This window comes from Neochlamydia sp. AcF84 (genome assembly GCF_011087585.1).
GTDB lineage: Bacteria > Chlamydiota > Chlamydiia > Chlamydiales > Parachlamydiaceae > Neochlamydia.
On the sequence record NZ_VJOT01000074.1, the window covers coordinates 36,244 to 63,140 of the forward strand.

Below are 26,897 nucleotides of genomic sequence, written 5' to 3' on the forward strand. Positions count from 1 at the left end.
AAATATTTAGCTTCTCTAAGCTTTATACTCGCACAGCTTTTCTCTTTATAATATATTTTATATCTATTTTCACCTTTCTAAAATTAAGCCGGCAGGTAATTTCTCACCAAAAACCTGCTCTTGCTCTTGTAGGGTTAAAGTAGCAGGTTGGGTCAACATTCTCTGCAAATGCTCATGCTGAGGAAGAAGAGAAAAAGCATTCAAAATATTATCTAGAGTAGCTTGCGAAAGATCTACTTCGCGATGAGCCGTTTTCCTAGCTAATTGACCTAGAAGATGAGCTAATTGATCGTGAGGAGAAAGCTTAAGTAAGGACTCAATCCATTTAGAGCACTCCTCGCTGGAGACTACATAAGCTAGAGATCCATAGATTAAATGACGGGCTCCAATACGGCCCAAAGCCCAATAATCTGCAGCCACTGCTTCGCCAGCGCAAATGCGGGTGAGAATAGCTACTCCTATTTTTCTTTTTAAGGCCAGATCAAGCCATTCAAATGAAGCTAAAGTTCTTATTTTTTCTGAATAAGAATAGATATCATTTTTACTTTTAAGAATAATTTTAGAAGCCTTATTAAGTAATAGGGTGGCTAAAATATCATTAGCTAGCTGAATTTGCTGTCCTCTATTTAAGCCCCCCGCTATGCGGCGATAACAGATCCACTGCTGAATGAAGCATTCAAAAGACTTGGCTAACTTAAAATCTCCTAAAATAATTTTCCATAATTCTTTGATGCGAAAATCATCCAAAGGATAGCCAAAGCCAGGCCGCAGAAAAAAACCTATCATATTCCACCAGCGCGGTTCGAGATCCGCAGAAGTTTTACGTTGATCTGCTAAGCTTAACAAGGTATCAAACAATCCTCTCAACAGGCTTAAAGGCCAGTCTAGGCGTGGTCTACCTAAATAATTCTCCATTTTTTCCATCATTTTTTCTGCTTTACCTGAGCTTGTAAATATTTCGCGAAGATACTCCTGCGATGACTTTAAATAGGAGGAATCAAAACTTTCATCCTGGCGTTGCGACTCTAAAGAGGAAACATTATTTTCTTGACCTGATGCCTGCCGTACTTGAAATTCTAAAGGCCAGCGATGCCCGGTTGTTAGCGATTGCAACCATAGTTCTAATGTTCCGATAGCTGTCAGCTTTATATGAAGCTTTACAGGTATATTATCTAAGACACTTTCAGAAAGCTGTTTTTTTCCTAAACGTAAGATGGTATGAATGGCAGGCATAGCCTGCAGTTCTTGATTATCGATCTCTATTATATCTCCTTTTTGGTCATCTAAACGAACTTGAGAAGTATATAAGCTAAACGAGACGGGTACATTGGGCCGCAAGGAAAAGGTATGTTCACATTGATAACTTGCCCCTTCTTCAGCGCCTCGTGGCAAAAGGGTCAAAGCTTGGTGTGAAACTGTACCCTCGAATTTTTTAACATCAATTCCTAGATAGTAGGTTTTAGGTATTCCACTAGCTATTCTTACTCCATAGCCTCGACGTACTTTTCCATAGTAAGCGGCTCCTCGGGCCACAGCTATGTCAAGACCTACACTTTCCAAAATTTTTGTCTGTGAACCCGAGTACCATCTTTCCAACGAGTGTATAAGAGCTTGCTGAAAAATAGTAGGCTTCATAGAGCCCCCATTAAAAAGAATGTAGTCAGGAGCTTTTTGAACCTGCGAGCGCTTTAAGAACGTAGCTAAATGTTTGGTGATAGAAGGCTCTTCTTCGTAGGGAAGGCCTACCATCCGAAATCCTGTAGATCTGCGTAATTGAAGAGCTTCTTCAAAAGAATATTGTGCAAAAAACCCATTCAACAATAAATGAGCCACTTCTTGGCATTTAACCTGGATAGATAAGCTTCCTTTAACTACTGCAGAACCTGAGCCTTGCAACAAAGCTGTAAAATGGTCGGTAGCAGATGCCGCATTTTCTAGCAAAGCTTCCTTAGCAGCCCGAGCTTGATGTTTCAACTGCAGCCATTGAACAAGCTGAAAATCTCTTTTTCCATACTCATGAGATAACCTTTCTTCAAGATAGTGAGCAAGAGCAATATCCATATTATCACCCCCTAATAACAGGTGATCGCCTACAGCTCTACGGTTTAAAGTTAGCTCGCTTTTTCCTTGCTGCACTTCTATTAAACTAAAATCCGTCGTGCCGCCCCCTACATCACAAACAAGAATAGTTTGTCCTGCCCGCATCTGTTGCTGCCATTGATTTTCATGTAAAGAGATCCAACTATAAAAAGCTGCTTGGGGTTCTTCAAGTAAGGTTAAATGAATAAATCCTGCCATCTTAGCAGCCTCAACAGTTAAACGCCTTGCCACTTCATCAAAAGAAGCTGGAACTGTCAGAACAATCTCTTGTTGTTCAAACTCTGCCTCAGGATTTGATTTAGCTATAAGGTAGTTCCAAGCATAACGAATATGGTTCAGATAATGCGCTGTGGCCTCCAAAGGGCTGATTTTTCGATCCGCTTCACTAGCTTCAGGGGGAAGGGTTTTATCATTTCTATTAGTAGCTGAATAGCTTAGCCAGCTTTTAGCTGACTGAACAAGCCGCGTAGGGACCCTAGCTCCGTGTGAATGGGCAAAAGAGCCTACAAATGTATCGTTATTTTTTTTCCAAGGCAAATCTAAAGCTGCTCCTTGCCACTCCAGGGGAGCTGAAAGATATACAAAAGAGGGCAAGGTATGGCGTAGTCCTATATGACTGGGCCCTAGAAGCTGAGGTACCGCAAAAGATTGAATGGAAGCTTTGGGATGTTGAGTATCCACATACGAAATGCAACTATTTGTCGTTCCTAGATCAATTCCAATAATATATCTCATCTCTTATTTCTCCCGTTTAGAGCTAAAGCTTTCAAAAACACCTTAAAAAAAAGACAGATTAAGTGAAGCCTCAATTGCCGCCACCCCTGGCATTAGCAACTTAGCTATGGCATATGTATAGACTCCTAGCTATCTCTTAAGTTTTAATTAAAAATGGCTTACAACCTTTTATTAGCCTTTTAAATATAATGTTCCTGTTTGCCTGAATTAATAGCGATAGAGAGCTATAAAGCGTAAGGGCATCTCTTATAACCTAACGATTATTAATAAATCCTTGCAAATAGCCTTCATCTATGTGAAACTAGCATGTAAGGCAAGGAACAGAAGTTTTAATAAAATCTATAGATTTTATTAAAACCACCTGATTACTTTCTAGTGAAGAGCCATTTTAGATAGCAACAGAATTTAGACTTAATTTAAAAAACATTATGCCAAATAATAGTCAGGCAGCTTCTTTATTTAGTATGATCTATTAATTCTTTAATCGCTAACTAGGTAGATCAGAGTATGTTTAAGGAGACCTTATAATGCCCAAACTAAAGAAAAAGTAGCTTATAATCTTTACCCATCCCGATTATTGAATGGGTTTAATCGCTCTTCAAAACTTTTAGCTGTTTAATTTAAAAGGAGCTTCACTCGAATTGTTTGCCCGTCCAATAATATCCGAGCTACTTTATATCCTGCTTTAGCCCAAGCCAGCTCCCCACTGCAAGGCTCACCAAGCTTATAGCATCCTATATTTCTTAAGAAATTTTACATTTTCTTTAGTACATTTGCAAATTGTAATTGAGAATTTTCTCTAACTTGGAACTTTTTTAGTATGAAGATAGTTAGACAAGCTATTTTAGTAAGAGAAATACCAAAGAAAACATATAACGATTCATTCCATTGACCCGCCTTTCAGGACATGGTAAAAAGCAGAATGGCAATTTATGCAAGAAAAAAATTAAGAATTCCATTGCAGTTATTTCCTCTAACTTGCCCGCAAAAATACCTCTTAATGGATAAAAGTCGGTTTATTTAACACGCCTACATTGTTTTTCATATAATTTTCGCTTATTTCTATAGAGCAGGAAAAGGGCCAATTTTAAGCCATTTACAAGTAGGAAAGTATACAAGTTGAGTGATAAGCTTTTAGAAGAGGGAATAAATAGACTCCTAATTTAAGCTACTAACTAAAGGCTTTCCCTTAAAAAGGCCTTAATTATAATAATTTGTTGGTATGGTTTGCATTTTATCTGGTTATTTAAGCCCTATCTTTATATAATAAAGTCAATTTTCTTTAATTAGTGAGAAAAACTATGACACCTGCCAATGCTTTTAAAACATCCCCCTCTAGAAAATCTGAGAAAATGGAGGATTTAGATGGTGTGACACTCGACTTAAAGGATCAAGGCTCACCGTCCATTGTAAGAAAAGATTCAGCGGGCAGATCTTACACCATCTACACTGAAAATATTTACCATTCTAGTTATGCTTGGCGAGTAAAAAAGGGCTTAATAGCCTTGGCTGCTACCATTTTTTCTGGCGGATTAGCCTTGATATCAAAAAGTATAAGAACGCTTTGGAACGAATGTATAAGCGGCATCGAAACTAAGCAGATTAAAGTTTTGACCAGGTTAAATTCAACCGATGAGAAAACCAAAAATATAGGCAGTAACAAATTTTCTTCCCAGACTCTACCTAGGCAAAAGCTTTCTTCAGCTAAAAAAGAGGAGATAAATCCTTTTCTCCCTTTTTCTTCTCAAACCTCTTACTCTTTAGAAAAGGAAAAGCTTCCCTCTCTATCTACTCCACAAACTCTACTTAAGAGAAGTACCTCAACACCTAAGTCTGCTCTTTTACCTCAAAGCCAATCTCTACTTTTTCAACTCTTTTTTCCTTCTGCTGAGGAAATTGAAAGCTTAAATACAAAAGTGATCCCCTCTATTCTTACCTTAGAGCCAAAAGAGGCACAGCTAAATCAGCCAGGTAATCTTTTTACAGAAAGGCATGATCACTATCATAATCGGATAAAGAGTGTCATGAAGCAACCGTTGCATACATGGCTCGAAAGAGAAGAACATGAAAGGCGACAAATTACAGGCTTACAAAAAGAGAGCTTGCTTAGTTTTCAGAAGCGTATTGAGGATAGGTTTAATCAGCTTAATCAATCTTTTCAGTTGCTACCTCGTTTTCAACGATTAGCAAAAAATCCTTTGCTCAAGGAGCTGAAAATTAAAGACCTCGAAGCTGCATGGGAGGAGTCAGCTCTTAAAATTTTTCTGCTAGATGAAGAAGAAGTGTCTAGCATGAGTATGGACGCTATCAACAAATTATCTACCAGGCAGGCAAAGTTTTTAGGTCAGCAAGCCACGATGTTAAAAAAGCAAAAGCTTGGCCTAGCTATTAATTCCGTTGAGACTTTAAAAAAATTGACTTTGAGAGATTTACGCCAAGTAAATATAAGTTCTCTTGAGCTTTTGGTAAAGCATTTATCAAGCAATTTAATTGAATGCTTAACTGAAGAGCAAAAGTTAGGCCTTCATATCGATCTTTTAAGTGCTAAGCAGTTTAGACTTATTTACAAAAATGAAAGAAGAATTAAAACTTTATCTGCTAACGCTATATTGGTTGGCTTAAATAAGGGCTTATTTGATGGAAAAATTAGTAGGCTAATCTCTTCTGCGCAAGTGAGAAATATAGACTTTACGCAAGTGAATCTCGATGAGCAAGAGCATAATCAAATGATCCTCAATACGATCATCGATACAATTATCAAGAAAGATAAGAACTTACAAAGCCTTCAGCAGGCTAGCCTTTTATACTTATTGCCTTTCCTCAACCCTGTTTATCTTTATTATTTAACACCCGAGCAAATTCAAGCGATAGACTTTAAAAATGAGAAAATTACACAGGAGATGGTCAGCGGGATAATAGGATGGAAGGGATGGCAGCAAATAAATTTACCAAGCCACCTTCATTTTTTTACAACTCAGCAAATTATCAACTGTTTACAAAGAAATCTATTCAATTCTGCAGCTTTAAGCTCTATCTTAGGAAAGCAAGTAGAACTCTTAGATTTTACGCAATTGGATTTATATCAACCTAAGCAGGATCCCCTTATTTTTGAATGCCTTAATACAATTGTAGGTAGTCTCACTAGGCAAGACTCTAGTTTAAAAAGCCTCCAAGAATCCAGCTTTTTATACTTATTGCCTTTTTTAAACCCCATTTATCTTAATTATTTGACTCAGCAACAGGTCCAGCGGATTGATTTTAAAGAAAAAAACATCACACAAGCTATGGTGGATGGAATCTTAGGAGAACTTCTACCAAATAAAAGAAAAAACACCCTAGAGTTTTTTGAACCCCAGCAAATCATCGACTGCCTACGAAGAGATTTGCTCAGCCCTAAAGCTGCACGTCTACTTTCTGCAGAAAAAATTAAGCAGATAGATTTCACCAAGATTGAGCTTCTTACGCTTTCTCCTGCTAGTAAGGCTGCTATCAATGTTTTTATGCATACCCTTATTGTAAAAGATAAGAGTCTGCAAAACCTTGCGAAAAGTAGCCTTTTATATTTATTGCCGATTATCCCACTTTCCTTACTTAATTATCTTAGCCGTGAGCAAATCCAAGCGATTGATTTTAAAAAAGAGAGCATAACTCCAGAGATGTTAAAAGGAATTTTAGGGGCCGATTACACATCTAGGCCTATAAAAACTTTAGAGTTCTTTATGCCAGCACAAATTATAAACTGTTTAAAAAGAGATCTATTGGATATGCGATCAGCTTTCTCTTTAACTCCTCAAAAAATTGCTCAAATAAATTTAAAAGAAATTGAACCTAAAACCGAAGTTATCCTAGCTCTTATTCGCCGCCATTCACCTAGAAGCTAAAAAGGCTTAAAGTTTACCTAATAAGCTACCAATGGTTAGAATGGAAGATGGTTTCTAAGTCTTAATATTGTTTCCTAAGATTAAAAAACATTTTTGCAATAAGGCTAGCAAGAGAGTTTAACTAAAAATTAGACACGCTTTTTGAATTTTTTAGATAAGCAGTCTGGCCCGCTTAAGTACCTGCAAGTTCCTCTATTTTACTTAAAAACTTCAGCTTTCTTTAATAATAGGGACCCTAGATGAGAAAATTTTTTAGCAGTAAAGTTTCTTTTCCTCTAGCTTCCAAATTCTTTTTACGTTCCCCTATCCTCCCTGAAGAGAGTAGGCAAACTTTTTCTCTTTTAACCCCCTTTTTAAACATATCTTCTACAGAAGCCTTGCTAAAATTAAATACAACTCTTAAGGGATTAACCACACCTGACGCGGAAGCTAGGCTTGAGAAATATGGCCTAAATGAAATTAAAGGCGATAAGCAAGCTAATAGCTACTTTTTACTGCTAAAAAATTTTATTAATCCTTTTATCGCTTTGTTAGTATTGCTGGCAGGTATTTCTTTATTTTTAAATAATATAGACGCCGCCATTATTATTTCTGTGATGGTAGCTATCAGCGTGATGATAAGATTTTTCCAAGAGTGGCAATCGAAAAAGACAGCAGAGAGGCTTAAGGCCATGGTAAGTACCCAAGCGACAGTGCTGCGGCGCCAAGGCTCTAATGATGAACCGCAACAGCAAGAGATAGATATTAAGCTTTTAGTACCCGGAGATATTATCCATCTATCAGCGGGAGATATGGTACCCGCAGATGTGAGGTTACTCTCTGCCAAAGAATTATATGTGAGTCAATCAGCTCTATCAGGAGAATCTTTACCCGCCGAAAAAGAAGCTATTTCTCATCCTGCTAGGAATCCAGTAAATTTATGGGAAATGCCCCATGTTTGCTTCATGGGCACTCATGTTTTCAATGGAACTGCCCTAGCAGTTGTCCTAACAACGGGAGATCATACCTATCTTGGTGGAATGGCAAAAAGCATCACCCACTATCGTCCCCTAACCGCTTTTGATAGAGAAATTAGTAAGGTCAGTTGGCTGCTCATCCAGCTAATGTGCATAGCAGTCCCCATAGTTTTTTTGTTGAATGGATTTATTAAAGGAGATTGGCTGGAGTCCTTACTTTTTGCGTTATCAGTAGCCGTAGGTCTAACACCTGAAATGCTTCCTATGATTGTCACTGTTAATCTTGCTAAAGGCGCTGTAAGCATGTCTCATCAGCAGGTAATCGTCAAGCAGTTAAATGCCATCCAAAATTTTGGAGCTATGAATATCCTTTGTACAGATAAAACTGGCACACTTACTCAAGATAAAGTCATTCTAGAAAGGCATTTAGATATCGAGGGAAATGATAATCAAGAAGTGTTGCTCTTTGGTTATTTAAACAGTTTTTATCAAACCGGTCTAAGGAATCTTCTAGACAAAGCTATTTTAGAACATAGCGAAATAGAAAGAACATTAGATTTACAAAACAATTATAGGAAAATAGATGAAATTCCTTTTGATTTTGTGCGTAAAAGAATGTCTGTTATTCTAGAGAATAATGCACAAAAACATCTTTTAATCTGCAAAGGTGCCTTTGAAGAAATTTTAAGCCTATGTAGTGGGGTCAAAATAAAAGGTTCTACTCTTTCTTTGTCCCTCTCTCTCAAAAATGAAATAAATAGCTTAGCAAAGGAACTTTATCAAGAGGGCATGCTTATTTTAGCTGTAGCTTACAAATGTGTAGAGCCTACTGAAAGCAAGGAATATAAGGAAAGTGATGAAAAAGAGATGGTGCTCCTCGGTTTATTAACTTTTCTTGATCCTCCTAAATCAACAGCGGCAGAAGCCATCACTCAATTACGCCGCCAAAATGTTCAGGTTAAAATTTTAACTGGAGATAATGAGTGGGTAACCCATCGAATTTGCCAATGGGTTAATCTTAAAGTTGAAAATTCTCTTACCGGTCATGAACTTGAAAAAATGAACGATAAAGAGCTTTCAAATGCAGTGGATCACACCACTCTCTTTACTAAATTAACGCCTCTTCAAAAATCTAGAGTAATTGCTTCTTTGAAATCTAATGGCCATACTGTAGGATATTTAGGAGATGGAATTAATGATGCTCCTGCCCTTTGCGAAGCAGATGTAGGGATTTCTGTTGATACAGCTGTCGATATCGCTAAAGAATCAGCTGATATCATCATGCTAGAAAAAAGTTTGCTTTTTTTAAACGCTGGGGTGGTTGAAGGACGTAAAACCTTTGGTAACATTCTCAAATACCTAAAGATGGCCCTAAGCGCAAATTTTGGAAATGTGTTTAGCATTCTAGGAGCTAGTGCTTTGTTTCCTTTTCTACCCATGTTACCTATTCAATTATTAATTCAAAATCTTTTGTATGAGATTTCACAAGCTACCATACCGTGGGACCATGTGGATCAAGAGTTTTTAGCCTATCCTCATCGGTGGGAACCTAGAGGTATAGCTAAATTCATGATGGTGGTAGGGCCTATAAGTTCAATTTTTGACTATATAACTTTTGCCGTTATGTGGTTCATTTTTGCTGCCAATACGCCTGAGAAACAATCTATATTCCAAACGGGCTGGTTTATAGAAGGATTACTTTCCCAGACATTAATCGTGCACATGATTCGAACTCCCAAGATTCCTTTTATTCAAAGCATGGCCTCATGGCCGCTTACATTAACAACATGGGTAACTATAGCTATAGGAATTTACCTTCCTTATTCATTTATAGGAGCAAGTATTGGATTGGCACCTTTGCCCTGGAGCTATTTTCCTTGGCTATTAATCATTTTATTAGGATATTGCCTTTTAACCCAGCTAGTAAAAGTTTGGTTTATAAAAAAGTTTGGACGTTGGCTATAAAAGCTTTCCAGTGTGCTATGGGAAAACTATTAGCTTAATAGTTTGCTAATCACGCTTTAAGACAATAGCGTTTATTTATTGATGAGATTTGAAAAATTTAAGTCTCTGAAACTATCCCGATAATATTGAAAAATATAAATTTATGATGCAAGCTTTTCTTTTTTAGAAAGGAGAAGACGTATGCCAGGAAGATTTGAAGGACTTACAGATACTCAATAGAAAATCTTACAATCGCTTTTGCCGCCGAATCCTCCAAAAAATTTAAGGGGAAAGCCGCATACTCCCTGGAGAAAGATTTGTAATAGTTTATTTTGAATTTTGATTACCGGTTCGCGTTGGTGTGATCTTCCTAAAAGACCGAATTGGGGATCAAGATCTGCTACTCATCGGTGACTAGGTAAATGGCAAGAAGATGGAACTTTAGATAGCTTGCTATCGGCCTTAAAGGAATGCGCAGATGTGACGGGAATGATTAATTGGGAAAAACTAGCCATTGATGGTTTTTTTTAGGGAGAAAGGGAGGCGATGAGCTAATAGGCTATGGTTACAAGGGTAAAGGCATGACTACCCATCTTCTGGTAGACGGCAATGGCAGTCCATTAAGCTTTGAAGTAACCAGTGCTAAAGGAGATGAAAGGAAACAGGTGGAAAAGCTGATTGATCCGCATCAAGGTAAGCTGCAAAGACTCTATGAATTCCATCCAATCATACCTATTTTAAGAGCTGATAAAGGCTACGACTCTGAGGAACTTAGAGATAATACCTTTTAAAGAAACTACGTCTGCATAGCCAAAAAAAACTAACCTTTTTCCAAGCTGCTTCTCTCCGTAAAGATAAGCTTTTTATTAAGTGTATGACTACATAAAGAGTTGCTCAAAAGCGTATAAGTTGCTAATAAGAAAGATATACCCATTTATACCTAGGCGCAGAATGGGGGCTATCAAGAAAGCTGAGGTAGTTGTCTGCCAGCTTAAGAAATGGAGATGGCAAGTTGAAAGAGCAATATCTTGGCAACAACGGAAGTTTAGAAAAATCTTGGAAAGGATTGTTAAATTTTAGTCCTATAATGTTCTGGATAGGTCGATTATCGGGATAGGCTCAGAAAAACAATTTTATATAATTTTCATGTAAGTTAAACTGCTTATATCTTAAACTACTTTATTGATTTTAAATAGGATTATTTTTAAATTGTAATTTATAAGATTTGATAAATAAAGGATTACCATGCGAACAAATTTTTTATCTAATACCTGCCGATTCATCGTTAATAAGAGCGACTACTTGCCTTTTGTTAGCACTGTAACTAATTTAGTCTATATCTTTCAAAAAGCTGTTATTTTACCTATCAAGCAAAAAGAGAGTATGCCTAAAAGCTCTTACTATAGCCATCTTAGCCTAAAAAGCTTTAGTCGCTGTATAATCTTGTTGCTCCCTGTATTAGGAAATATAATAGTTGGGATTTATGATTTTGCTCATAGAAAAAATTACAATAAAAACGCTGGGATAGAACCAATCAAGCATGATGATGGCACATCTGCCCCTGCCAATCTACCGCTTGATAACGATATAAAAATAGATCCTACCACTGAGGAGCAAAACGGTTCGGATCTTGAGTATACTAACGAGGCACCGATGAACTCTAACAACATGTTTGAGGAAGTATATTATCGAGTGTTTTATGCAAAGGTTCGGAAAGATGGTTTGATCCTTAAGTATGCTGCCCCCAAGCTTTGCAATAATAAAGAACTTGTTCTTGCCGCTGTACAACAAAATGGGCTGGCATTTAAGTATGCTAGCCAAGAACTTCAAAACGATAGAGAGGTTGTGCTTACCGCTGTACAGCAAAATGGTCTGGCGCTTAAGTATGCTAGCCAAGAACTTCAAAACGATAGAGAGGTGGTACTTACCGCTGTTCAACAAGATGCTTCAGCCGTTCAGTATGCTAGCCAAGAGCTTCAAAATGATCCAATAATTATTGCTCTAGCTACAAGCGAATAAACTTACAAAAAGCTAAAGTCATCGCTTAAGTGCGAAATCTCTTCCTAAAAAATCCTCTTTAATAACCAGGAGAGGAAAAAATTTATTGTAAACAATGCCGGGAGTTTAGCCATTTGAACCAGATCGAAAGCAAAGACATCCCTAAGCTAAAAGTTTATTGGCTATTAGCATACAAAGCCTTTATAAAATAAAAAGATTTTGCCTCTCCCTTTTATATCCCGTGACCGCTTACTATTTATAGATATCTACTTAAGAGCAACTAGAGGGGAATTTTTTCTTTCTTACTAAGAGATAGCTTCGTGTAAGCTTTTTGTTCGCTTGAGACAAGCCAAGGGAATTACTAAAGGGATAAATACTTATACGCTTTAAAAAACTTAATCTACATATTCAACCATCCGCGAGATGTCTTTCTGCTTAGCGAAAGGGATTTTATATAGTAGGGGGATAGATAAGGAGTAGTTCAAAAGCGTATTATTATAAAAAGAGAAAAACAAATTTTCTTTTATTAAATTTTTTAATAAAATTAACATTTTTATTTAAAAAACCTCTCTCTTTTAAGAAATTTGAATTATTATTCTTTTTCTTACCATCTTTTCTATAAAGTTGAGGCAGAGACAGAGTGGTTGGAAAATTCGAGGGAGAGAAGTTTAGATATTCCGCGTTCTTGCATCGAGACACCAAAGAGCACATCGGCAATCGACATTGTAATTTTATTATGGGTAATGATGATAAATTGGCATTTTTCTAAGAAGTGTTTTACGACATTGACGAATCTTTCCACATTTGTATCATCTAAGGGAGCATCAATTTCATCTAAAATGCAAAAAGGCGCAGGCTTAACTTCAAAGATAGCAAATAATAAAGCTAGGGCTGTGAGGCATTTCTCACCTCCAGACAACAAGTTAATCGAACGCATCTGCTTGCCGGGGGGCTGCGCAATAATTTCTATACCCGCTTCGAGAATATCGTCTGTTTCTGTAAATTGAAGATCAGCTTCTCCTCCATTAAATAAAATTTTAAAGTTTTTCTTAAAGTTATGGCAAATCAACTCAAAAGTTTCCTTAAAAATCTTTCTACTTTCTCCTTCCAAGTGAGCAATGATTTGTATAAGCTCTTGTTTAGATCCGTTCAAATCATCAATCTGTTGATTCAAAAATTCATAACGAGCTTTATGTTGATCAAATTCATGAATAGATGTCATATTGATATCACCTGCAGACTCAATCGTTTGGCGTAAAGCACGAATTTTCTTCTCTCCTTGCTCCATACTTTTTTCTAAAGGAAGATTTAAAGCTTTAACTTCATGAATGGTTATTTGATAACGCTGCTGCAGCTCATTCTCTAGTGATTGGCGGGAAGATTCTATATGAGCTAACTGGATGGCCGTTTGATGGAGCTCATTTTCTAGCTGTTTTAGCTCATGGTAATGCCGAGATAATTGCTCATCCATTCCAGCAAGAGTTAATTTTTTTTCTGCAGCTATTTGCTCTTTTTCTGCAAGCAAGTTTACTAATTCTTTCAAATTTCCTTCCGTTTTCTCTAACATGGAATCAAATTCTTGTACACTTTGCTTGAGCTGAATTTTTACTTGCTGTCCATTTTCAATCTCTTCTAACAAATGCTCTTCATGTTGCTGGCTCTCCACATCCTTGACCTCTAATACATTTAAGGCATGTACAAGCTTGCGATTTTCTTCGGCTATCTCCTGGAGAATAGCTTCTTTTTCTTGCATCTCATGACGGGCGCTTTTTAGAAGATGTAATCTTTTCTCCACTTCATCCTGAAGGGAGGTCGCTAATTTTTGCTCAATTTCTAAGGTTGCTTTGGCATCATGATATTTTAACTGAAGTTCGCTAAGAAGGCTTAAGATTTGCTCGCTAACTAGCTCAAGAGCTTTATTTTCAGCCTCAAGCTGCTTAACTTCATTTAACGCTTTTTCTAGATCTGCTTGCGTTCGTTGTAAAGCAAAGTTTACTTCTACCAGCTTCATTTCCTCTCGGCGAATACCTTTATCCAGCTCATTTCTTTCTAATTGAAGTTGGGTTTGCCTTTCTTTTAATTTTTTCAATCTCGCCTGAAGATTATCTATTTGCAGCTCTTTTTCCTCTACGCTTTTATGTAAAACTTTAAGTTCAGCTTCACGTAGAAAAACATTATTTTCCCCTTGAGAAAGCGAGAAAAAGACACGATGCCTATCGATATAAGAACCGTCTATTATCCAAATGCTAGCTCCAGGGAAATTTTCAGAAAGCTCTTCAGCCTGCTCGAATGTTTCAACTATAAAACAGTCCTTCAAAAGTTGCTTTAAGCCTACCGGAGACGCAACAAGATGGGCTAACTCTTTAGCTTTAGAAGAGGGAGGGGATAGCTCGAGGGGCGATGCGGTCAGGCGATCAAGGCAGATTAAAGAAAAGTCTTTTAGCTTATTTGCGGCTGCATATTCCATTACCTCTTTAAGATGCTGAGGTGTATGGACCACTAAAGTCTGCGCATAAGGCTTCATGATCTGGGCTAAAGCCTTTTCAGCTCCCTCTTGGGGAGTTAGATATTCATATAAGCCATAAATCTTATTGTATAAAGGGCTTTTAACATTGGATGATTCTTGCAAAAGGCGTTTACTGCTAGCCGTAAAGCCTTCTTTATCCTCGCGCAATCTTAAAAGAACATTCTGGCGTGCTTTATCTTCAGCTAGCTCACTTTGAAAGTTTATATAATTAGATTGGAGGCCATTGATTTCAGCACTCAATAACTGGATCTGCTGCTCTTGCTCATTCAAAATTTCTCTTTGGCTATCTACAATTTCAACCACTTCTTCCACAATTTTCTTCTTCTCGATAACTTGAAATTGCAACTCTTTAATTAGCTCGTTTAAGCGTTCTTGACGGTTTAGTAAATATTCTCGGCGTTCTTGATGATTCTCTAATCGTACATTGTTTTGCTTAAGATTACTTTCTATCTCACTTTCGGCTTGTACAAATTTTATCAGCTTATGCTGAGCCTGCTGATATTGCTCGCGCACGGCAGATAACTCATTTTCCATACTTTTAACTTTATCGCGTTGCTCTTGCGAAGCTGTTAACATCTGTTGCAAGCACTCTTCCCTCTCTTGCTGCTGCTTCTGTATGTTAACTTTTTCAGCTAGCCGCATCTGCCGTTTTTCTAACATATTTTCCAGTTCGTGCTGCCAGCGCTTCTCTTTTGCAACCGTTTCTTTTAAACGCTCTTGATAGGAAAGCTTTTCACGTCTCTTGATCTCTTTTTCACTCTGAGTTTGATAAAGCTTTTCTTGCTGCTTACGTAGATCCAATTCGCTCTCTTCTTGAATAGCTTTGGCTGCTTGTAATTCTTTTTTCATCTCTTCTATCGTCATTAGCATTTCTGCATGCAATAACCTCTGCTTTTCTTCTTTTTTAAATATCTCTTGGCATCTATGTTGTAAGTTTTCATATTTAATAACAAAAATGCCTTTTTCCAAGATTTCTAATTGTTGCTTATGCTCTTTAAAAAGGCGCGCTTTTTCAGCTTGCTGCTCTAAAACAATGATTTGCTTTTCAACTTCTAAATGAATATCCTTAACTCGCATCAGGTTCTGATCCGATTGCTCCAACTTGCGCAAAGCTTCGCGTTTACGTTGCAAAAAACGAAGAATTCCTGAAGCTTCTTCAAAAATGTAGCGCCTTTCTAAAGGAGTATAGTTAATAACCTGATCAATTTTCCCTTGCTCAAAGATAGAATAAGCATCTTTACCCATACCTGAATCAAGCAAAAGGCTATGTATGTCTTTAAGGCGTACTTGATGGCCATTGATAAAGTACTCAGATTCCCCGCTGCGATGAAGGCGTCGCATAACAGCTACTTCGGTATATTCAATGGGTAAAGTTTTATCAGTGTTATCCAATACTATAGCCACTTCGGCAAAATTAAGAGCTTTACGTGTAGAGGTACCAGCAAAAATAACATCATTCATCTTATGGCCACGCATAGACTTAGCAGATTGCTCACCCAATACCCATCGAAAAGCGTCGGCAATGTTAGATTTTCCACAACCATTGGGGCCTACAATAGCTGTAATCCCTTCGTTAAATTCAAGAGTAGTGCTTTCTGCAAATGACTTAAATCCGAAAAGTTTTATCTTTTTTAATTGCATACTCCAACCTTTACTTTAACTAATAATTGCCTTCTAGGATATAGAATGAGAGATTCTGTTTCAATATAGAATAGGCCTAGCAGCAAGCTATCTTAGAAAGCGGTTTGTTCTTTTAAATAGAACAAAGGAAAGCTTTCTCCTAGAGAAAATGGGTTAAGCTCTATCGAACAGAAGAGGGTCTCTATAAAAAAACAAGCAAAGAGCATAAAAAACTTTATTTCTTCTTTAAAAGAGTTTAAAAAGAAAATTCTTGGGATAGCTTGAAAAAAGATGGGGTTTTCTGCTAAAGCTAAATTTTCTTAAAAAATCAAAAGATAAAGCAAATTTCCGCTGTTTTTATTCTTAAAGCTAAAAATCAAATAACTGGGAAAAAATAACAGCGCAGGAAAATGAGAGTCGGTTGAGTAAAAGTTCCGCTCATTCGAGAATATAGATGATTATGAAAGCTCAGAGTATAAACGCTATGTTTGAAAACACGATCAGTTTTTGGCTTCTTTTCAATCTTGCCATTATAATATTTATTTGGCTGGATTTTAAATTCTTTCACGCTAAAGAAAAAAACCCCTCCATAAAGACAGCCCTCGTCGCTACAAGTTTTTGGATTGGCCTTGCCTTAGCATTCAATTTAGGGATCTACTGGACAAGAGGGCTTGAAGATGCCTTAAGCTTTTTAACAGGCTATCTTATTGAATATTCTTTGAGTATAGACAATCTATTTGTTTTTCTTATCATCTTTTCTTACTTTAAAGTTCCCGAGCGCTACACTCATAAAGCTCTTTTATGGGGCATTTGGGGAGCTATCGTTATGAGGGCCTTCTTTATCCTTTGCGGGATAGCTCTAATCCAGACTTTTTCATGGGTAATCTATTTATTTGGCGCATTCCTTATTTTTACAGGTGTTAAGCTAGGGAAAACTTCAACTGCTGGCAACTCCCCTGAAAACAATCTAATTATTAAAATTTTTAAGCGCTATTTTCCTTTGACAGAAGGCTATGAAGGCGATAATTTCTTTGTAAGAAAAGAAAAAAAACTTTTCGCTACCCCTCTTTTTCTTGTACTTTTAGCTATCGAGACAACGGATGTTGTCTTCGCTATAGATTCCATCCCGGCCATTATGGGTATTACTCAGGATGCAATGATTATTTACTCTTCTAACATTTTTGCTGTTTTAGGACTGCGCTCCCTTTATTTTGCGCTAGCTAACATGCTACGCCTTTTTCATTATCTTCATTATGGCTTAGCTATTATTTTGATATTTATTGGATTAAAAATGCTGCTTTCAGGTTTTTTACATTTTCCTATTGGGGTGACCTTAAGTGTAATTTTCATTATTCTTAGTGCTTCTATTGGATTGTCTTTTTTAAAAAATCAACATAAGGGTGAGTAGCCCTACTAAAAATCCCATTAGCGCTCCATAAAATAATAGAGTATAGAGCTCTGAGCGGATTAAAGGTAAAAGCAATTTTTCCATTTTTATTTTAGAAGACAGACATACTAAGGCTTTTTCTTTTAAAGCAGGCATTCTTTTTAAAATATTCTCTTTGACTAAAGCTTGAATTTTTCCTGATACTGCCTTAGTAAAAAGCATAGCACCCATAGGAATCTGATTTTTTAAATCTTCTATAATCTCCTGTAAATTGTCTTCCAAAAGCTCCTGCGCATTAGGCAATAAATCCATTTGATTGAAAGTTTTATCTAATTGAGTAACCCAGTCATGCTGGCTCCTCTTTAGCCTTCTTCTTAGCAAAAAGCAAGTCATAAGCACGCTCACTATCCCTATTACAGCTCCACAAACAGGAAAAAAGTAAATTAGATTTAGCACGGTCCATCCTTAAAAAAGCAGTAAATACTAATTAATAATTGAATTTTATTTAATTTGATGATAGGCTGTTAGTTATCGCTCATTTAAAGAGGTTATTTATGTTTTCTCCCGACATTTTAGAAGAAAAACTAAATATAAATGAAAGGAAAATGCGAGAGCTGGCTATTCGTTTAGAAAAGCTAGATGAAGATACGCATGCCTTTTTAGAAGAACTAGAAATTTCTCCAGAGCAATTGACCACCTTTATTTCTCAAAAAGAAAATTTCACGGATAGCAATTGGCAGGAGCTTCAACAACAAAAAAAACAGATGGACGACAAATTAGAAACAGAGCTTAACAATATCCGCAATCCGCTACAATCTAAGCAAATCTTTTCCTCTTTAAATGTAGCTCGCCATTGGCTATATGTCCGATAGCAAGCTCTCATTTTCTATTGCTGTAAGTTAAAAGCTTTAGGACTCCTTCTATTCCCCCCATCTCCCCATTTTTCAGCCTACTCAAAGGGCTATAGAAGCTTTTATTACATTCGGTAAATTTCTTTTTATAAAAAATTTAATAGCTTAAAGCCCTTTAAGAAAAACTTTAAAAGTAAGAAATTAAACCTTAGAATCCTAGGTAATAAAGCTAGGATTAATAAGATTTGGCAAATATAGCATCTAAGGTAGCAGGTTTACCCGTCAAAATGCATTTACCTTGCGTCCCGCTTTGATGCATGGGCAGGCAGCGGATAGAAACTTTCAATTCATCAAGCATTTTTTCTGTTCCCTCTTCTCCACACCATTTAGCAAGAACAAATCCACCATGAATTTCGGGTTTATCCATGTTGGAGGGAGTAAAAAAGCTTTTCATCTCCTGAAAAGTATGGAGATCGCGGCGAATATTTCCATCGCGGAATTCTTTAGCTTGCTGATAAAGGGTCGATTGAATCTCGTCTAATAACCTTAAACTTTCAGTAGGAATCTGATCTATTTGCATGGAAAGTTTTTCTTTATGAGGTTTATCTCTTCTATAAACAATTGCCGATTGTTTTTCTATATCGCGTGGTCCTACCTCAATGCGCAAAGGCACTCCTTTTTTAATCCACTCCCAACTTTTTTCTCCGCCCCGTTTGTCGCGTTTATCAATCCACACGCTGAGAGGTCTGCCCGCATATTGAACTTCTTGCAAGCTGTGCGCGATCTTTTCCGCATAGGCCCAAACTTCATCTTCCATCTCGGGCTTCGGGACGACAGGAATGATTACAATTTGCTTTGCTGCTACCCGCGGAGGCATTCTTAAGCCATCATCATCGCCATGGCACATAATCATACCACCAATCAGACGAGTAGTAATTCCCCATGAAGTTGTAAACCCATACTCTACCTGCCCTGCTTTGTTGCTAAAGCGTATATTAGAAGCTTTAGCAAAATTTTGTCCTAAATAATGCGAAGTTCCCCCTTGTAATGCTTTACGATCCTGCATCATCATTTCAAGCGTGTAGGTGCTTACCGCTCCAGGAAACCGCTCACCGGGAGATTTTTCCCCTATGATAACCGGAAGAGCTAGAACATCTTCTACAAATTCTCTATACATTTCTAGCATTCGCAGGGTTTCATCTAAGGCCTCTTGGGCAGTAGAATGTACAGTATGTCCTTCTTGCCATAAAAATTCGGTAGTGCGCAAAAATATGCGAGGGCGCATTTCCCAACGTACCACGTTCGCCCATTGGTTAATTAGCAAAGGTAGATCCCTATAAGATTCTACCCAACGTGAAAAAGACTCTCCGATAATTGTCTCGGAAGTAGGACGAACAATAAGCGGTTCTTCTAATTCTCCCGTAGGAACTAAACGGCCATTTTTTTCTTCTAAACGATGATGGGTAATAACGGCACATTCTTTAGCAAATCCTTCTACATGCTCAGCTTCTTTTTCCAAATAGCTTAAGGGGATAAAGAGAGGAAAATAAGCATTTTCATGCCCGCTTTTTTTAATGCGTTCGTCAAGTTGGCGTTGGATATTCTCCCAAATTGCATAGCCCCAAGGCTTGATCACCATGCACCCCCTGACAGGAGAGTTCTCAGCCATATCAGCTGCTTTAACTACCTGCTGAAACCATTCGGCATAATCTTGTTCGCGCGTAGGAGTAATAGCGCTTTGGACTTTAGCTTGAGACATTTGATACTTCCATTTTATTAATGAAAGCAATTAATCTAGCCGGTTTTATGTTATCCTACAAGGAAAAGTCTACTTAGCATAAAGAATGGAATTTACTTAGCCTCCACACTGCTAGAAGTCTCCTAATAACCTTTCCTCTACTCAATCAGACAAACCTAGGTTTAGCCAGGTAGACCTCTCTGTTTCAAGCATTGCATTTCCAAGCCTTCTATAGAAGGTAAGAGATAAACCTTACTAGATTTTTTAAATTTTAGAGAGCAAAAATTAAAAGAGCTTTGGCATTATTCTCCAAAACTCTTCTGAATTTCATGGCCACTTGATGATCTACAAATGAGGCTCGACGACTATAAAACTGCGCGACAGATTTGACGATTCCTGGCTTTTAGATAGGTTGGTCTTTTCCAACTCTTGTTTCTGATCGATTATCTGATCAATAAGTTGGTAATGGGCGTACTGTTTTTCTAGCTCTTCTTTCAGCCTTTTAACCTCGCTTTTCAAATTTTGAATCTCTAGTTCTCGGCTATCCTTTACATTAATTACGCCTTTAACAGACCCACCTTCTAAATTGCTTTCCGTTTTCATCTGGACTCTATACTTATCAAAACAGTGAGGAAGAATAGATAGAGTAGAGAGCAAGCGCTCATTCAAATTAAGATAGTCTTTTAAGAGGCGATCACAATCTGCTGATTCCTCTTCTTTTTCTTGCCGCCTAGCGAGGGAACGCATATGGTTAAGGAGAGAAAGCACTTGTTGTACTTGCGCCTCATTTTCACCTCTATCTTTTAAAAAGAGAACAATAGTTTGTAAATCTTTTTCAACATTTTTTCGGCCCTCTTCTAAAATCTTTAGATAACTCTTAATCATTTTGTTTCTATCTTCTATTTCTGCTTCTTTTAGCCGCAGTTGCGCATGTAGAACATTTATTTCACTCGTATGCTTTTCTACACTGCTCTCCGCCTTAAGAAGATTTTCATTAGCATTTTTAAGGTATTCATCAATTTTATTAGGGTTATGAATCCTTTCCGGAAGCTGAGAATTAAGAGAATGAGAGTTGTTAGGGTGGCTAAGACGCTCAATATAAAAAGAGCCTACCGCGCTGCTCAAACATACTAATCCACAAGCCAATGCAGCTACCAGCATAGGCAAGGTTGAAAAACCAATGGCAGCTACGCCACAAGCTACTGTAGCCACTCCCCCGATAACAGCTCCACTCTTAAGTAGATAGTAAGGCAAAGGGAGCATTTTGCGCCCATTTAAATTGCCTTTTTGGTTTTCTGCAAACCGCGGGTTTTCTAACATATTTACTATTTTAGAGTTTAATACACTCGTCATAGATGCCTCCTATATTACAAGCCCAATAAATTCATCTATATATTCAAAAATATATTTTACACAAGAAAAAAGCAAATTACGCTTTAATGATTAATTCTTTGGTATTTACTAAATAGATAGGCTAAATGGCTAGCGGTTAACAAACTATTAAATATTCTCAGAAAGTTTTATTTAAAGATTTATAAACAGTTCTCTTAAAAGCTAGATTAAATAGGGTGAAATAAAAGAAAAGAGCTAAAGAGGCTCGCTTTCAAATTTACTGTTTAGCCTTTATGGACCTGTTATACGCTTTTAAAAAACTTAGCCTACATACCCAACCCTCTAAAAGATGTCTCTCTGCTTAACGAAAGGGATTTTATGAAGTATAGGAGTACATAAGGAGTAGCTCAAAAGCGTATTATTAAGAAAATTAATAATCGATGCCAAGCACTCTGCCTTTGCGTTTGAATCTAGCTAAAGAAGTTTAAGCGTTAGAGAAAAAAAACATCCAAAAGCTTAAGCATTTCTTGAAAATCGCCTTAAATAGGAAAATAAAATTTATCTACTGTGGTGGACTAAGCTTAAGAAAAAATTGGGGGGATGAGGGGAATTTAGGGCTTTCATAAACTCCTCCACATGCGAGGCAATTTTTAAGATCGAAACAAAGAAAAAAAGCTTTAAGACTTTTTAAGTTTTGCGGGGAAAGATAAAAAGTTAAGCTGGAAATTCTTTCTATACATTAATTATTCTGAGAAGTTCATGTTGTGATAAACAGCATCTACGTCATCAAGCGCTTCTAACCATTCTATTAATGCCAAGTTAGCTTTGGCACACTCTTCATTACATTCTATGAAAGACTTAGGGATCATTTCTAAGCTAACTTCCTCGCATGCAATATTCGCTTGATTTAAAGCTTCTTTAACACTATATAAGGCAGTAGGATCGGTGGTGATGAGATACATTTCATCTTCCCTATCAAAATCTTCTGCTCCTGCTTCTGTGGCTTTTAAAAACAGCTCTTCTTCTGAGGCCTGCCCTTTACTAATCTGAAGAATGCCTTTGCGATCAAAATTGAAAGATACGGCACCAGGCGTAGCGATCGTTCCCCCTCTTTTATTAGTAGCAATGCGCATTTCAGAGGCTACACGATTCTTATTATCAGTCATCACTTCAACAATAATTCCTACTCCTCCATGGCCATACAGTTCATACATCATCTCTGTATAATCTGCTTGATCGGCATTAGAAGCTTTTTTAATATTCCGTTCTACAATTTCATTAGGAACATTTGCCGCGCGTGCTTTTTCTAAAGCTAACCTTAAGCGAGGATTGCTTTTTGCCTCCGGGCCTCCTCCCACCTTTACAGCACTAATAATCTCTTTAGCAATACGAGAAAATATTTTGCCTTTTTTAGCGTCTGCTTTTCCTTTTCTATGTTTAATATTTGCCCATTTACTATGGCCAGCCATGATAGAATTCCTTTAATTTATAGAGCTTTTTCTAAATCTGCAATCTTAGTCAAGATGCGCAAAAAGATGCATACGTTGTTTTTTAATCCATTGGTGGGCTATGCCAAAATGCTCGTAACTTTCTTCTTTTGCTTTGAATTCTTTGCTATGAATGCGGTGTAGACCTTTTTCATCCATGTAGGAAGGACAAATGTGATGCAAAATTTCGTGAAAAATAATGTAGCTAATTACATACTTCGGAATATTCGTATTATCCAACAACCGATTGATTTTTATTAGCTTAAGAGGATGATGATAAAGGCCAAAAGTCACGCACCTTTTATTAAGTTGAGTATGTTTACCAAACCAGGTAATAAATAATCTTACTTTCCCCTCAAAATATTGATCATTAAGTTCATCGTAAAGATGTTGGAGATTATAAACCTTTCCTTGGCAGGAAAGTTTGGATCTATCTAAGGTATGCGAATAATCAAGCTTTTTAAGGTTATTTTCCATAAAGATTTTGATCTCAGGAGAAATCATCCTATGCTCTTGGCGAATATAACAAGCCAAAGATTTCATAACCTCTTGAGGAGCTTCTAAAAACATGCGATGTAAAGAAACTCTCGTGCAATCAGATTCCCAGCGTACACTTAACATAGTGGAACGGTTGTCATTAATTTTCAGCTTTAATTTAATACCTGATAAATTTTCGACTTCTTGTTGAAAAATAGCTAGTGTCATAACATAATAATTTTTTTTAATAAAAGGTAAGTGTTCTTGAACCCTTATAAAAAACGTTCCATGAAAACTCGTCCGACATAGAAGCCGTCTTTTTCTTTAATCCAATGAGTTTGCCTTCCAAATTCGCGAAAACCCATCCGAGTATAAAGATGAATGGCAGGATTTTCTGCATAGACTTGGAGATGTAATACTTCAATCTTAAAGGTTTCTTTAGCCATATGGCTAAGATTACTGATTAGCAAAGTTCCTACCCCCTGTCCTCGCATTTCAGGTGCCACAATAATGCCAAATTCACACTGATGAGCAAGCTTTCGATAGGGCTGTAAATATAAGGTGGTAATTCCACAAGGCACGCCCTCTTTGGTAGCTGTTAAGCTGCATTTATACCGGCTAAACCCTATCCACCGTGCCACTGCATCATCTATTTCAACTTCATCAAACATAGGAAACCAACGGGCCACGCTGGGATCTAAAAGCCATTGCTTCAAATACTTTCCATCACTTAAATCTGAATACCGCAACTCTACTCCTTCTGGAGAGTTTTTTTTCTCTGTCATTCCAACTCCTTCAAATAAGCATTTACAAAATCATCAAGTTCACCATTCATCACCGCTTGGATATCCCCTGATTCATGTTTAGTTCGAGTATCTTTAACTAAAGTATAGGGTTGGAAAACATAATTACGGATTTGACTACCCCAAGCAATTTCTTTTTTTTCGCCTGAAAGTGCTTTGAGGGCGTTCTCTCTTTCTGTTACTTCTTTCTCGTATAATTTTGAGCGCAGCATCTTGTAACAGGATTCTCTGTTTTGCACTTGACTTCGTTGAGTTTGGCTAGAGACCACAATCCCGGTCGGTAAATGTGTCATTCGTACAGCTGAATCTGTTTTGTTAACATGTTGTCCGCCAGCTCCAGAGGCACGATAAGTATCCACTCGGATCTCCTCTGGCTTAATATCGATCACAATATCATCAGTAATTTCTGGGGTTACGTCTACGGAAGCAAAACTTGTATGCCTTTTGGCATTTGCGTCAAAAGGAGAGATACGCACTAAACGATGGACACCCTTCTCAGCTTTAGCATACCCATAAGCAAATTCTCCATCAAATTTAAAGGTAATGCTTTTTATACCAGCCACATCGCCTTCTACCTTATCAATTAGCTCTACTTTCCATCCACGTTTAACTGCCCAACGTTGATACATGCGGGATAACATTAAAGCCCAATCACAAGCTTCTGTTCCTCCTGCCCCCGAGTTAATACTTAAGTAACAATTTTTATTATCTAGCTCACCCGCAAGCATTTTGCGAATTTCTAAATCATTTAATTTTTTCTCTACTCCATCCAGTTCTTTGACTAATTCATTAACTAATTCTTCCTCACCACTTGCATAAGCTTCTGGCAAAAGTTCTTTTAGATCGCAGAAAAGCCGCTTGCAATTTTGATAAGGAACAATCCAAGCCTTTAAAGTGTTTGCTTCCTCGATTACTAGTTGAGCTTTATCATGACTCTCCCAAAAAGAGGGCTTTTCCATAAAAGCTTCCAATTCTTTAATGCGTGCTTCTTTGGAAGCTAAGTCAAAGATACCTCAACATATGCAAAAGTTTATCTTCAATAGTTTTTAAACGTTGCTGAGTTTCAGAATTCATAGGTTTCCTTATAAGTTAAGAGCTGTCAAATAATATATCGCATAGAGCCATAAAAAGTCAAAATAGATATAATTGCTTTTTAATAGGATACCTACGCTCTTCCTAACTCATTTTTCGTTTGATTTAGCTTAATCTATTTCAACTTCTTAAGATAATAGATAAGGCAGAAAAAATTAAATAAAAGAAAAAGGCTTACCACCCTGTCTATATGTTATTAATTTTTTTAATTCACCCCTTAAAACATTAAGAGAAAATTTAACTTTATCGTCTATGAGTGGATAGTGGCTGATCCTTCTCTATCGAGAAAATTTATTTTTGCTTTAATTATTAAAAAAATTCAAAGAATAACCTCTCCTTTCATTTAAATAATGTTATATCTTAAGCTCTTTATAAGCTTTTTTCCTTGTAGAAAAAAAAGCAATATTTTAAATCAATAGATATTGAAAGGTGAGTAGCAGTCATGCATGTTTTCCTTTACGAAGAAGAAAATGATTGGTATTCCAACTTACTAGCTATAAACAGCTATAATGTTGCTGAAACCAAGTATCCTTATCTTTATTGGACTGAAAATCATCTCCATGCCATGTGGTGGGAGCAAAAGTACTTTAAAAACTTAAAAACCAGCGATCAGCTACCCATTACAGTCATTTCCCCAGGGATATGGAACAATGAAGCAGGCCCTGTTTTCCTAAAAGCTCATCTTAAAATTGGCGATCAGGAGCTAAAAGGGGACATTGAGATTCACTTAGAGGAGGAGTCTTGGGCAAGCCTACGACATGCTTCGGATAAGCGTTACAAAGATGTTATTTTGCATGTCTGTTTATGGCCTTCCCTTTCTGCTGTGCCTCCACAAATAAAGAATGCAAAAGGAGAGAAGGTTTATCAAACCTACCTAGCTCCTTATCTGACAATTTCGCAAACCAGAATCCTTCAACTTATCGATATTGAACAATACCCTCATAGAAAATTTTTGGGAAATAATCCCTCTTGCTTTTCGCCTTCTAGCTCTTTTGCAGAGGAAAAAATATTTAATCTTTTGCCCTCATCTGTAAGTTGGAGGCTTGCCCAAAAAGCTCAATATCTTAAAGGACATATGGAAGATGCCCGCCTTCTTCTACCCACAGGGATTGCCATGGCCTTAGGAGAAAAACAAAATGCGGAAGCTTTCTTTGAATTATTTGTAAGACTTTTAAAATACAAGGATAAAACTGAGAATGAGCTTCTAAGTATAGCTTTAGGAATGAGCGGGTTTTTTGCTGAGAAATATAAGTTAAAATGGAAAGATTCTCTCTTTTATCGAGAGCTTCTCCAGCTTTATGCGCAATTTTCCCCCCTTATCCCTCACTCGATTCGTCTTTTACTCTGCCAAATAAAACCTTGGAATCATCCCATCAGGCGGATAGCTTATCTAGTCAAATTAATTCAAGATCCTTTAATGCCCTACTTGTTTACCGAAATATATGCATGCTGGCACCAAGGCTGGCCTGAAGCCTATTTAAAAAAAGATTGGGATCTTTTACTCAATAGGATTAAAGATCGATTGCCCTCTTACTCGGACGAATATTGGAGGCATCATTATACTTTTGAGAGTCAAAAGCAAGCCTTACCGCTACCTTTATTAAGAAAAAGGTGGAAAGATAGCGTGATTCTTAATACTGTCTTACCCTTATTATCTAACGAAATAATTCAAAAAAATAACCTATCTGAAATTAAAGCTCTTCATAACTTTTATTCTTTTCTTAACCCTATGAAAGATAAGGGCGCGTAAATCTTTCTCGCTCGTTCTTTTAACGGCCTTGTTGCGTAAATGACCTAATAGTTGGTCTGTTTAAAAGCTTATCAAGTTAGTACCCATTGTCCTTGGGGCATTCCAAGTGCTGTCATCTTGTTCATCGCCAAAGACTTAGCATATAATTCTGCCCGCTGATAGTCTAGCTTCCTAGAGCGAAAATCTCCTCCAAAGCTTCTTTTAAAGCGGTACATTGCG

General features: G+C 37.1%; 16 protein-coding genes. 7 read left to right on the plus strand and 9 right to left on the minus strand.

Annotated features, from left to right (window positions below):
* Positions 1-69: 69 nt before the first annotated feature.
* Positions 70-2,835 carry a hsp70 family protein gene (locus NEOC84_RS08690; RefSeq protein ID WP_166158186.1) on the minus strand — a complete coding sequence of 922 codons (2,766 nt, stop codon included), beginning with the start codon at positions 2,833-2,835 and terminating at the stop codon, positions 70-72.
* Positions 2,836-4,136: 1,301 nt separating this feature from the next.
* Between NEOC84_RS08690 and NEOC84_RS08695 the strand changes: the two genes are divergently transcribed.
* The 4 genes from NEOC84_RS08695 to NEOC84_RS08710 all read left to right on the plus strand — a co-directional run bounded on the left by NEOC84_RS08695 (position 4,137) and on the right by NEOC84_RS08710 (position 11,635).
* The gene (locus tag NEOC84_RS08695; protein WP_166158189.1) at positions 4,137-6,716 is read left to right on the plus strand and encodes a hypothetical protein; all 2,580 of its coding nucleotides are present in this window, start codon (positions 4,137-4,139) and stop codon (positions 6,714-6,716) included.
* Between the two features lie 239 nt (positions 6,717-6,955).
* Entirely contained in the window at positions 6,956-9,637 is a 2,682-nt protein-coding gene (mgtA, locus tag NEOC84_RS08700; protein WP_166158192.1) for a magnesium-translocating P-type ATPase, read from the plus strand.
* Between the two features lie 533 nt (positions 9,638-10,170).
* The gene (locus NEOC84_RS08705) at positions 10,171-10,407 is read left to right on the plus strand and encodes a transposase (RefSeq protein WP_347566666.1); all 237 of its coding nucleotides are present in this window, start codon (positions 10,171-10,173) and stop codon (positions 10,405-10,407) included.
* A 454-nt stretch (positions 10,408-10,861) separates the two neighbouring features.
* Positions 10,862-11,635, plus strand: coding sequence for a DUF4116 domain-containing protein (locus NEOC84_RS08710; RefSeq protein ID WP_166158199.1), 774 nt, complete (start codon positions 10,862-10,864; stop codon positions 11,633-11,635).
* Positions 11,636-12,230: 595 nt separating this feature from the next.
* Here the strand turns inward: NEOC84_RS08710 and smc are convergent.
* A complete protein-coding gene (smc, locus tag NEOC84_RS08715) occupies positions 12,231-15,782 on the minus strand; it encodes a chromosome segregation protein SMC (protein WP_166158202.1) in 3,552 nt (1,183 codons plus the stop codon).
* 463 nt (positions 15,783-16,245) lie between these two features.
* On the opposite strand from smc, the gene NEOC84_RS08720 reads away from it, so the two are divergent.
* Positions 16,246-17,169: a TerC family protein gene (locus tag NEOC84_RS08720; protein WP_166158205.1), complete on the plus strand. Its 924-nt coding sequence runs from the start codon at positions 16,246-16,248 to the stop codon at positions 17,167-17,169.
* Here the strand turns inward: NEOC84_RS08720 and NEOC84_RS08725 are convergent.
* On the minus strand, positions 17,143-17,604 hold the full coding sequence (locus NEOC84_RS08725) for a hypothetical protein (protein ID WP_166158208.1): 462 nt from the start codon (positions 17,602-17,604) through the stop codon (positions 17,143-17,145). The genes NEOC84_RS08720 and NEOC84_RS08725 overlap by 27 nt on opposite strands.
* Before the next feature lie 98 nt (positions 17,605-17,702).
* Between NEOC84_RS08725 and NEOC84_RS08730 the strand changes: the two genes are divergently transcribed.
* Positions 17,703-18,020 (plus strand): hypothetical protein, encoded by a 318-nt coding sequence (locus tag NEOC84_RS08730; RefSeq protein ID WP_166158211.1) that lies wholly within the window; start codon positions 17,703-17,705, stop codon positions 18,018-18,020.
* A gap of 214 nt (positions 18,021-18,234) precedes the next feature.
* On the opposite strand, the gene proS is transcribed toward NEOC84_RS08730, so the two are convergent.
* From proS to prfB, 6 genes are all read right to left on the minus strand, one after another.
* Positions 18,235-19,758 carry a proline--tRNA ligase gene (gene proS, locus NEOC84_RS08735; protein ID WP_166158214.1) on the minus strand — a complete coding sequence of 508 codons (1,524 nt, stop codon included), beginning with the start codon at positions 19,756-19,758 and terminating at the stop codon, positions 18,235-18,237.
* Between the two features lie 324 nt (positions 19,759-20,082).
* On the minus strand, positions 20,083-21,090 hold the full coding sequence (locus tag NEOC84_RS08740; RefSeq protein ID WP_166158217.1) for a hypothetical protein: 1,008 nt from the start codon (positions 21,088-21,090) through the stop codon (positions 20,083-20,085).
* Between the two features lie 722 nt (positions 21,091-21,812).
* Positions 21,813-22,538: a YebC/PmpR family DNA-binding transcriptional regulator gene (locus NEOC84_RS08745; RefSeq protein WP_166158220.1), complete on the minus strand. Its 726-nt coding sequence runs from the start codon at positions 22,536-22,538 to the stop codon at positions 21,813-21,815.
* A gap of 45 nt (positions 22,539-22,583) precedes the next feature.
* The gene (locus NEOC84_RS08750; protein ID WP_166158223.1) at positions 22,584-23,261 is read right to left on the minus strand and encodes a hypothetical protein; all 678 of its coding nucleotides are present in this window, start codon (positions 23,259-23,261) and stop codon (positions 22,584-22,586) included.
* A 44-nt stretch (positions 23,262-23,305) separates the two neighbouring features.
* Positions 23,306-23,818, minus strand: a complete 513-nt coding sequence (locus NEOC84_RS08755) for a GNAT family protein (RefSeq protein ID WP_166158226.1) — start codon at positions 23,816-23,818, stop codon at positions 23,306-23,308.
* Positions 23,815-24,910 (minus strand): peptide chain release factor 2 gene (prfB, locus tag NEOC84_RS08760; RefSeq protein WP_207391847.1). Its coding sequence is split into 2 segments (ribosomal slippage): positions 23,815-24,840 and positions 24,842-24,910, totalling 1,095 coding nucleotides; the frame shifts between segments, so codons are not numbered across the junction. The genes NEOC84_RS08755 and prfB overlap by 4 nt, the downstream gene beginning before the upstream one ends.
* Before the next feature lie 460 nt (positions 24,911-25,370).
* On the opposite strand from prfB, the gene NEOC84_RS08765 reads away from it, so the two are divergent.
* A complete protein-coding gene (locus NEOC84_RS08765) occupies positions 25,371-26,678 on the plus strand; it encodes a DUF2851 family protein (RefSeq protein WP_166158229.1) in 1,308 nt (435 codons plus the stop codon).
* Positions 26,679-26,897 lie beyond the last annotated feature (219 nt).

Excerpts from the sequence above, each read along its gene's own strand:
- NEOC84_RS08690 (WP_166158186.1), bottom strand. The coding sequence starts at position 2,835 with ATGAGATATATTATTGGAATTGATCTAGGAACGACAAATAGTTGCATT.
- NEOC84_RS08695 (WP_166158189.1), top strand. The coding sequence starts at position 4,137 with ATGACACCTGCCAATGCTTTTAAAACATCCCCCTCTAGAAAATCTGAG.
- mgtA (WP_166158192.1), top strand. The coding sequence starts at position 6,956 with ATGAGAAAATTTTTTAGCAGTAAAGTTTCTTTTCCTCTAGCTTCCAAA.
- NEOC84_RS08710 (WP_166158199.1), top strand. The coding sequence starts at position 10,862 with ATGCGAACAAATTTTTTATCTAATACCTGCCGATTCATCGTTAATAAG.
- smc (WP_166158202.1), bottom strand. The coding sequence starts at position 15,782 with ATGCAATTAAAAAAGATAAAACTTTTCGGATTTAAGTCATTTGCAGAA.
- NEOC84_RS08720 (WP_166158205.1), top strand. The coding sequence starts at position 16,246 with ATGTTTGAAAACACGATCAGTTTTTGGCTTCTTTTCAATCTTGCCATT.
- NEOC84_RS08730 (WP_166158211.1), top strand. The coding sequence starts at position 17,703 with ATGTTTTCTCCCGACATTTTAGAAGAAAAACTAAATATAAATGAAAGG.
- proS (WP_166158214.1), bottom strand. The coding sequence starts at position 19,758 with ATGTCTCAAGCTAAAGTCCAAAGCGCTATTACTCCTACGCGCGAACAA.
- NEOC84_RS08740 (WP_166158217.1), bottom strand. The coding sequence starts at position 21,090 with ATGACGAGTGTATTAAACTCTAAAATAGTAAATATGTTAGAAAACCCG.
- NEOC84_RS08745 (WP_166158220.1), bottom strand. The coding sequence starts at position 22,538 with ATGGCTGGCCATAGTAAATGGGCAAATATTAAACATAGAAAAGGAAAA.
- NEOC84_RS08750 (WP_166158223.1), bottom strand. The coding sequence starts at position 23,261 with ATGACACTAGCTATTTTTCAACAAGAAGTCGAAAATTTATCAGGTATT.
- NEOC84_RS08755 (WP_166158226.1), bottom strand. The coding sequence starts at position 23,818 with ATGACAGAGAAAAAAAACTCTCCAGAAGGAGTAGAGTTGCGGTATTCA.
- NEOC84_RS08765 (WP_166158229.1), top strand. The coding sequence starts at position 25,371 with ATGCATGTTTTCCTTTACGAAGAAGAAAATGATTGGTATTCCAACTTA.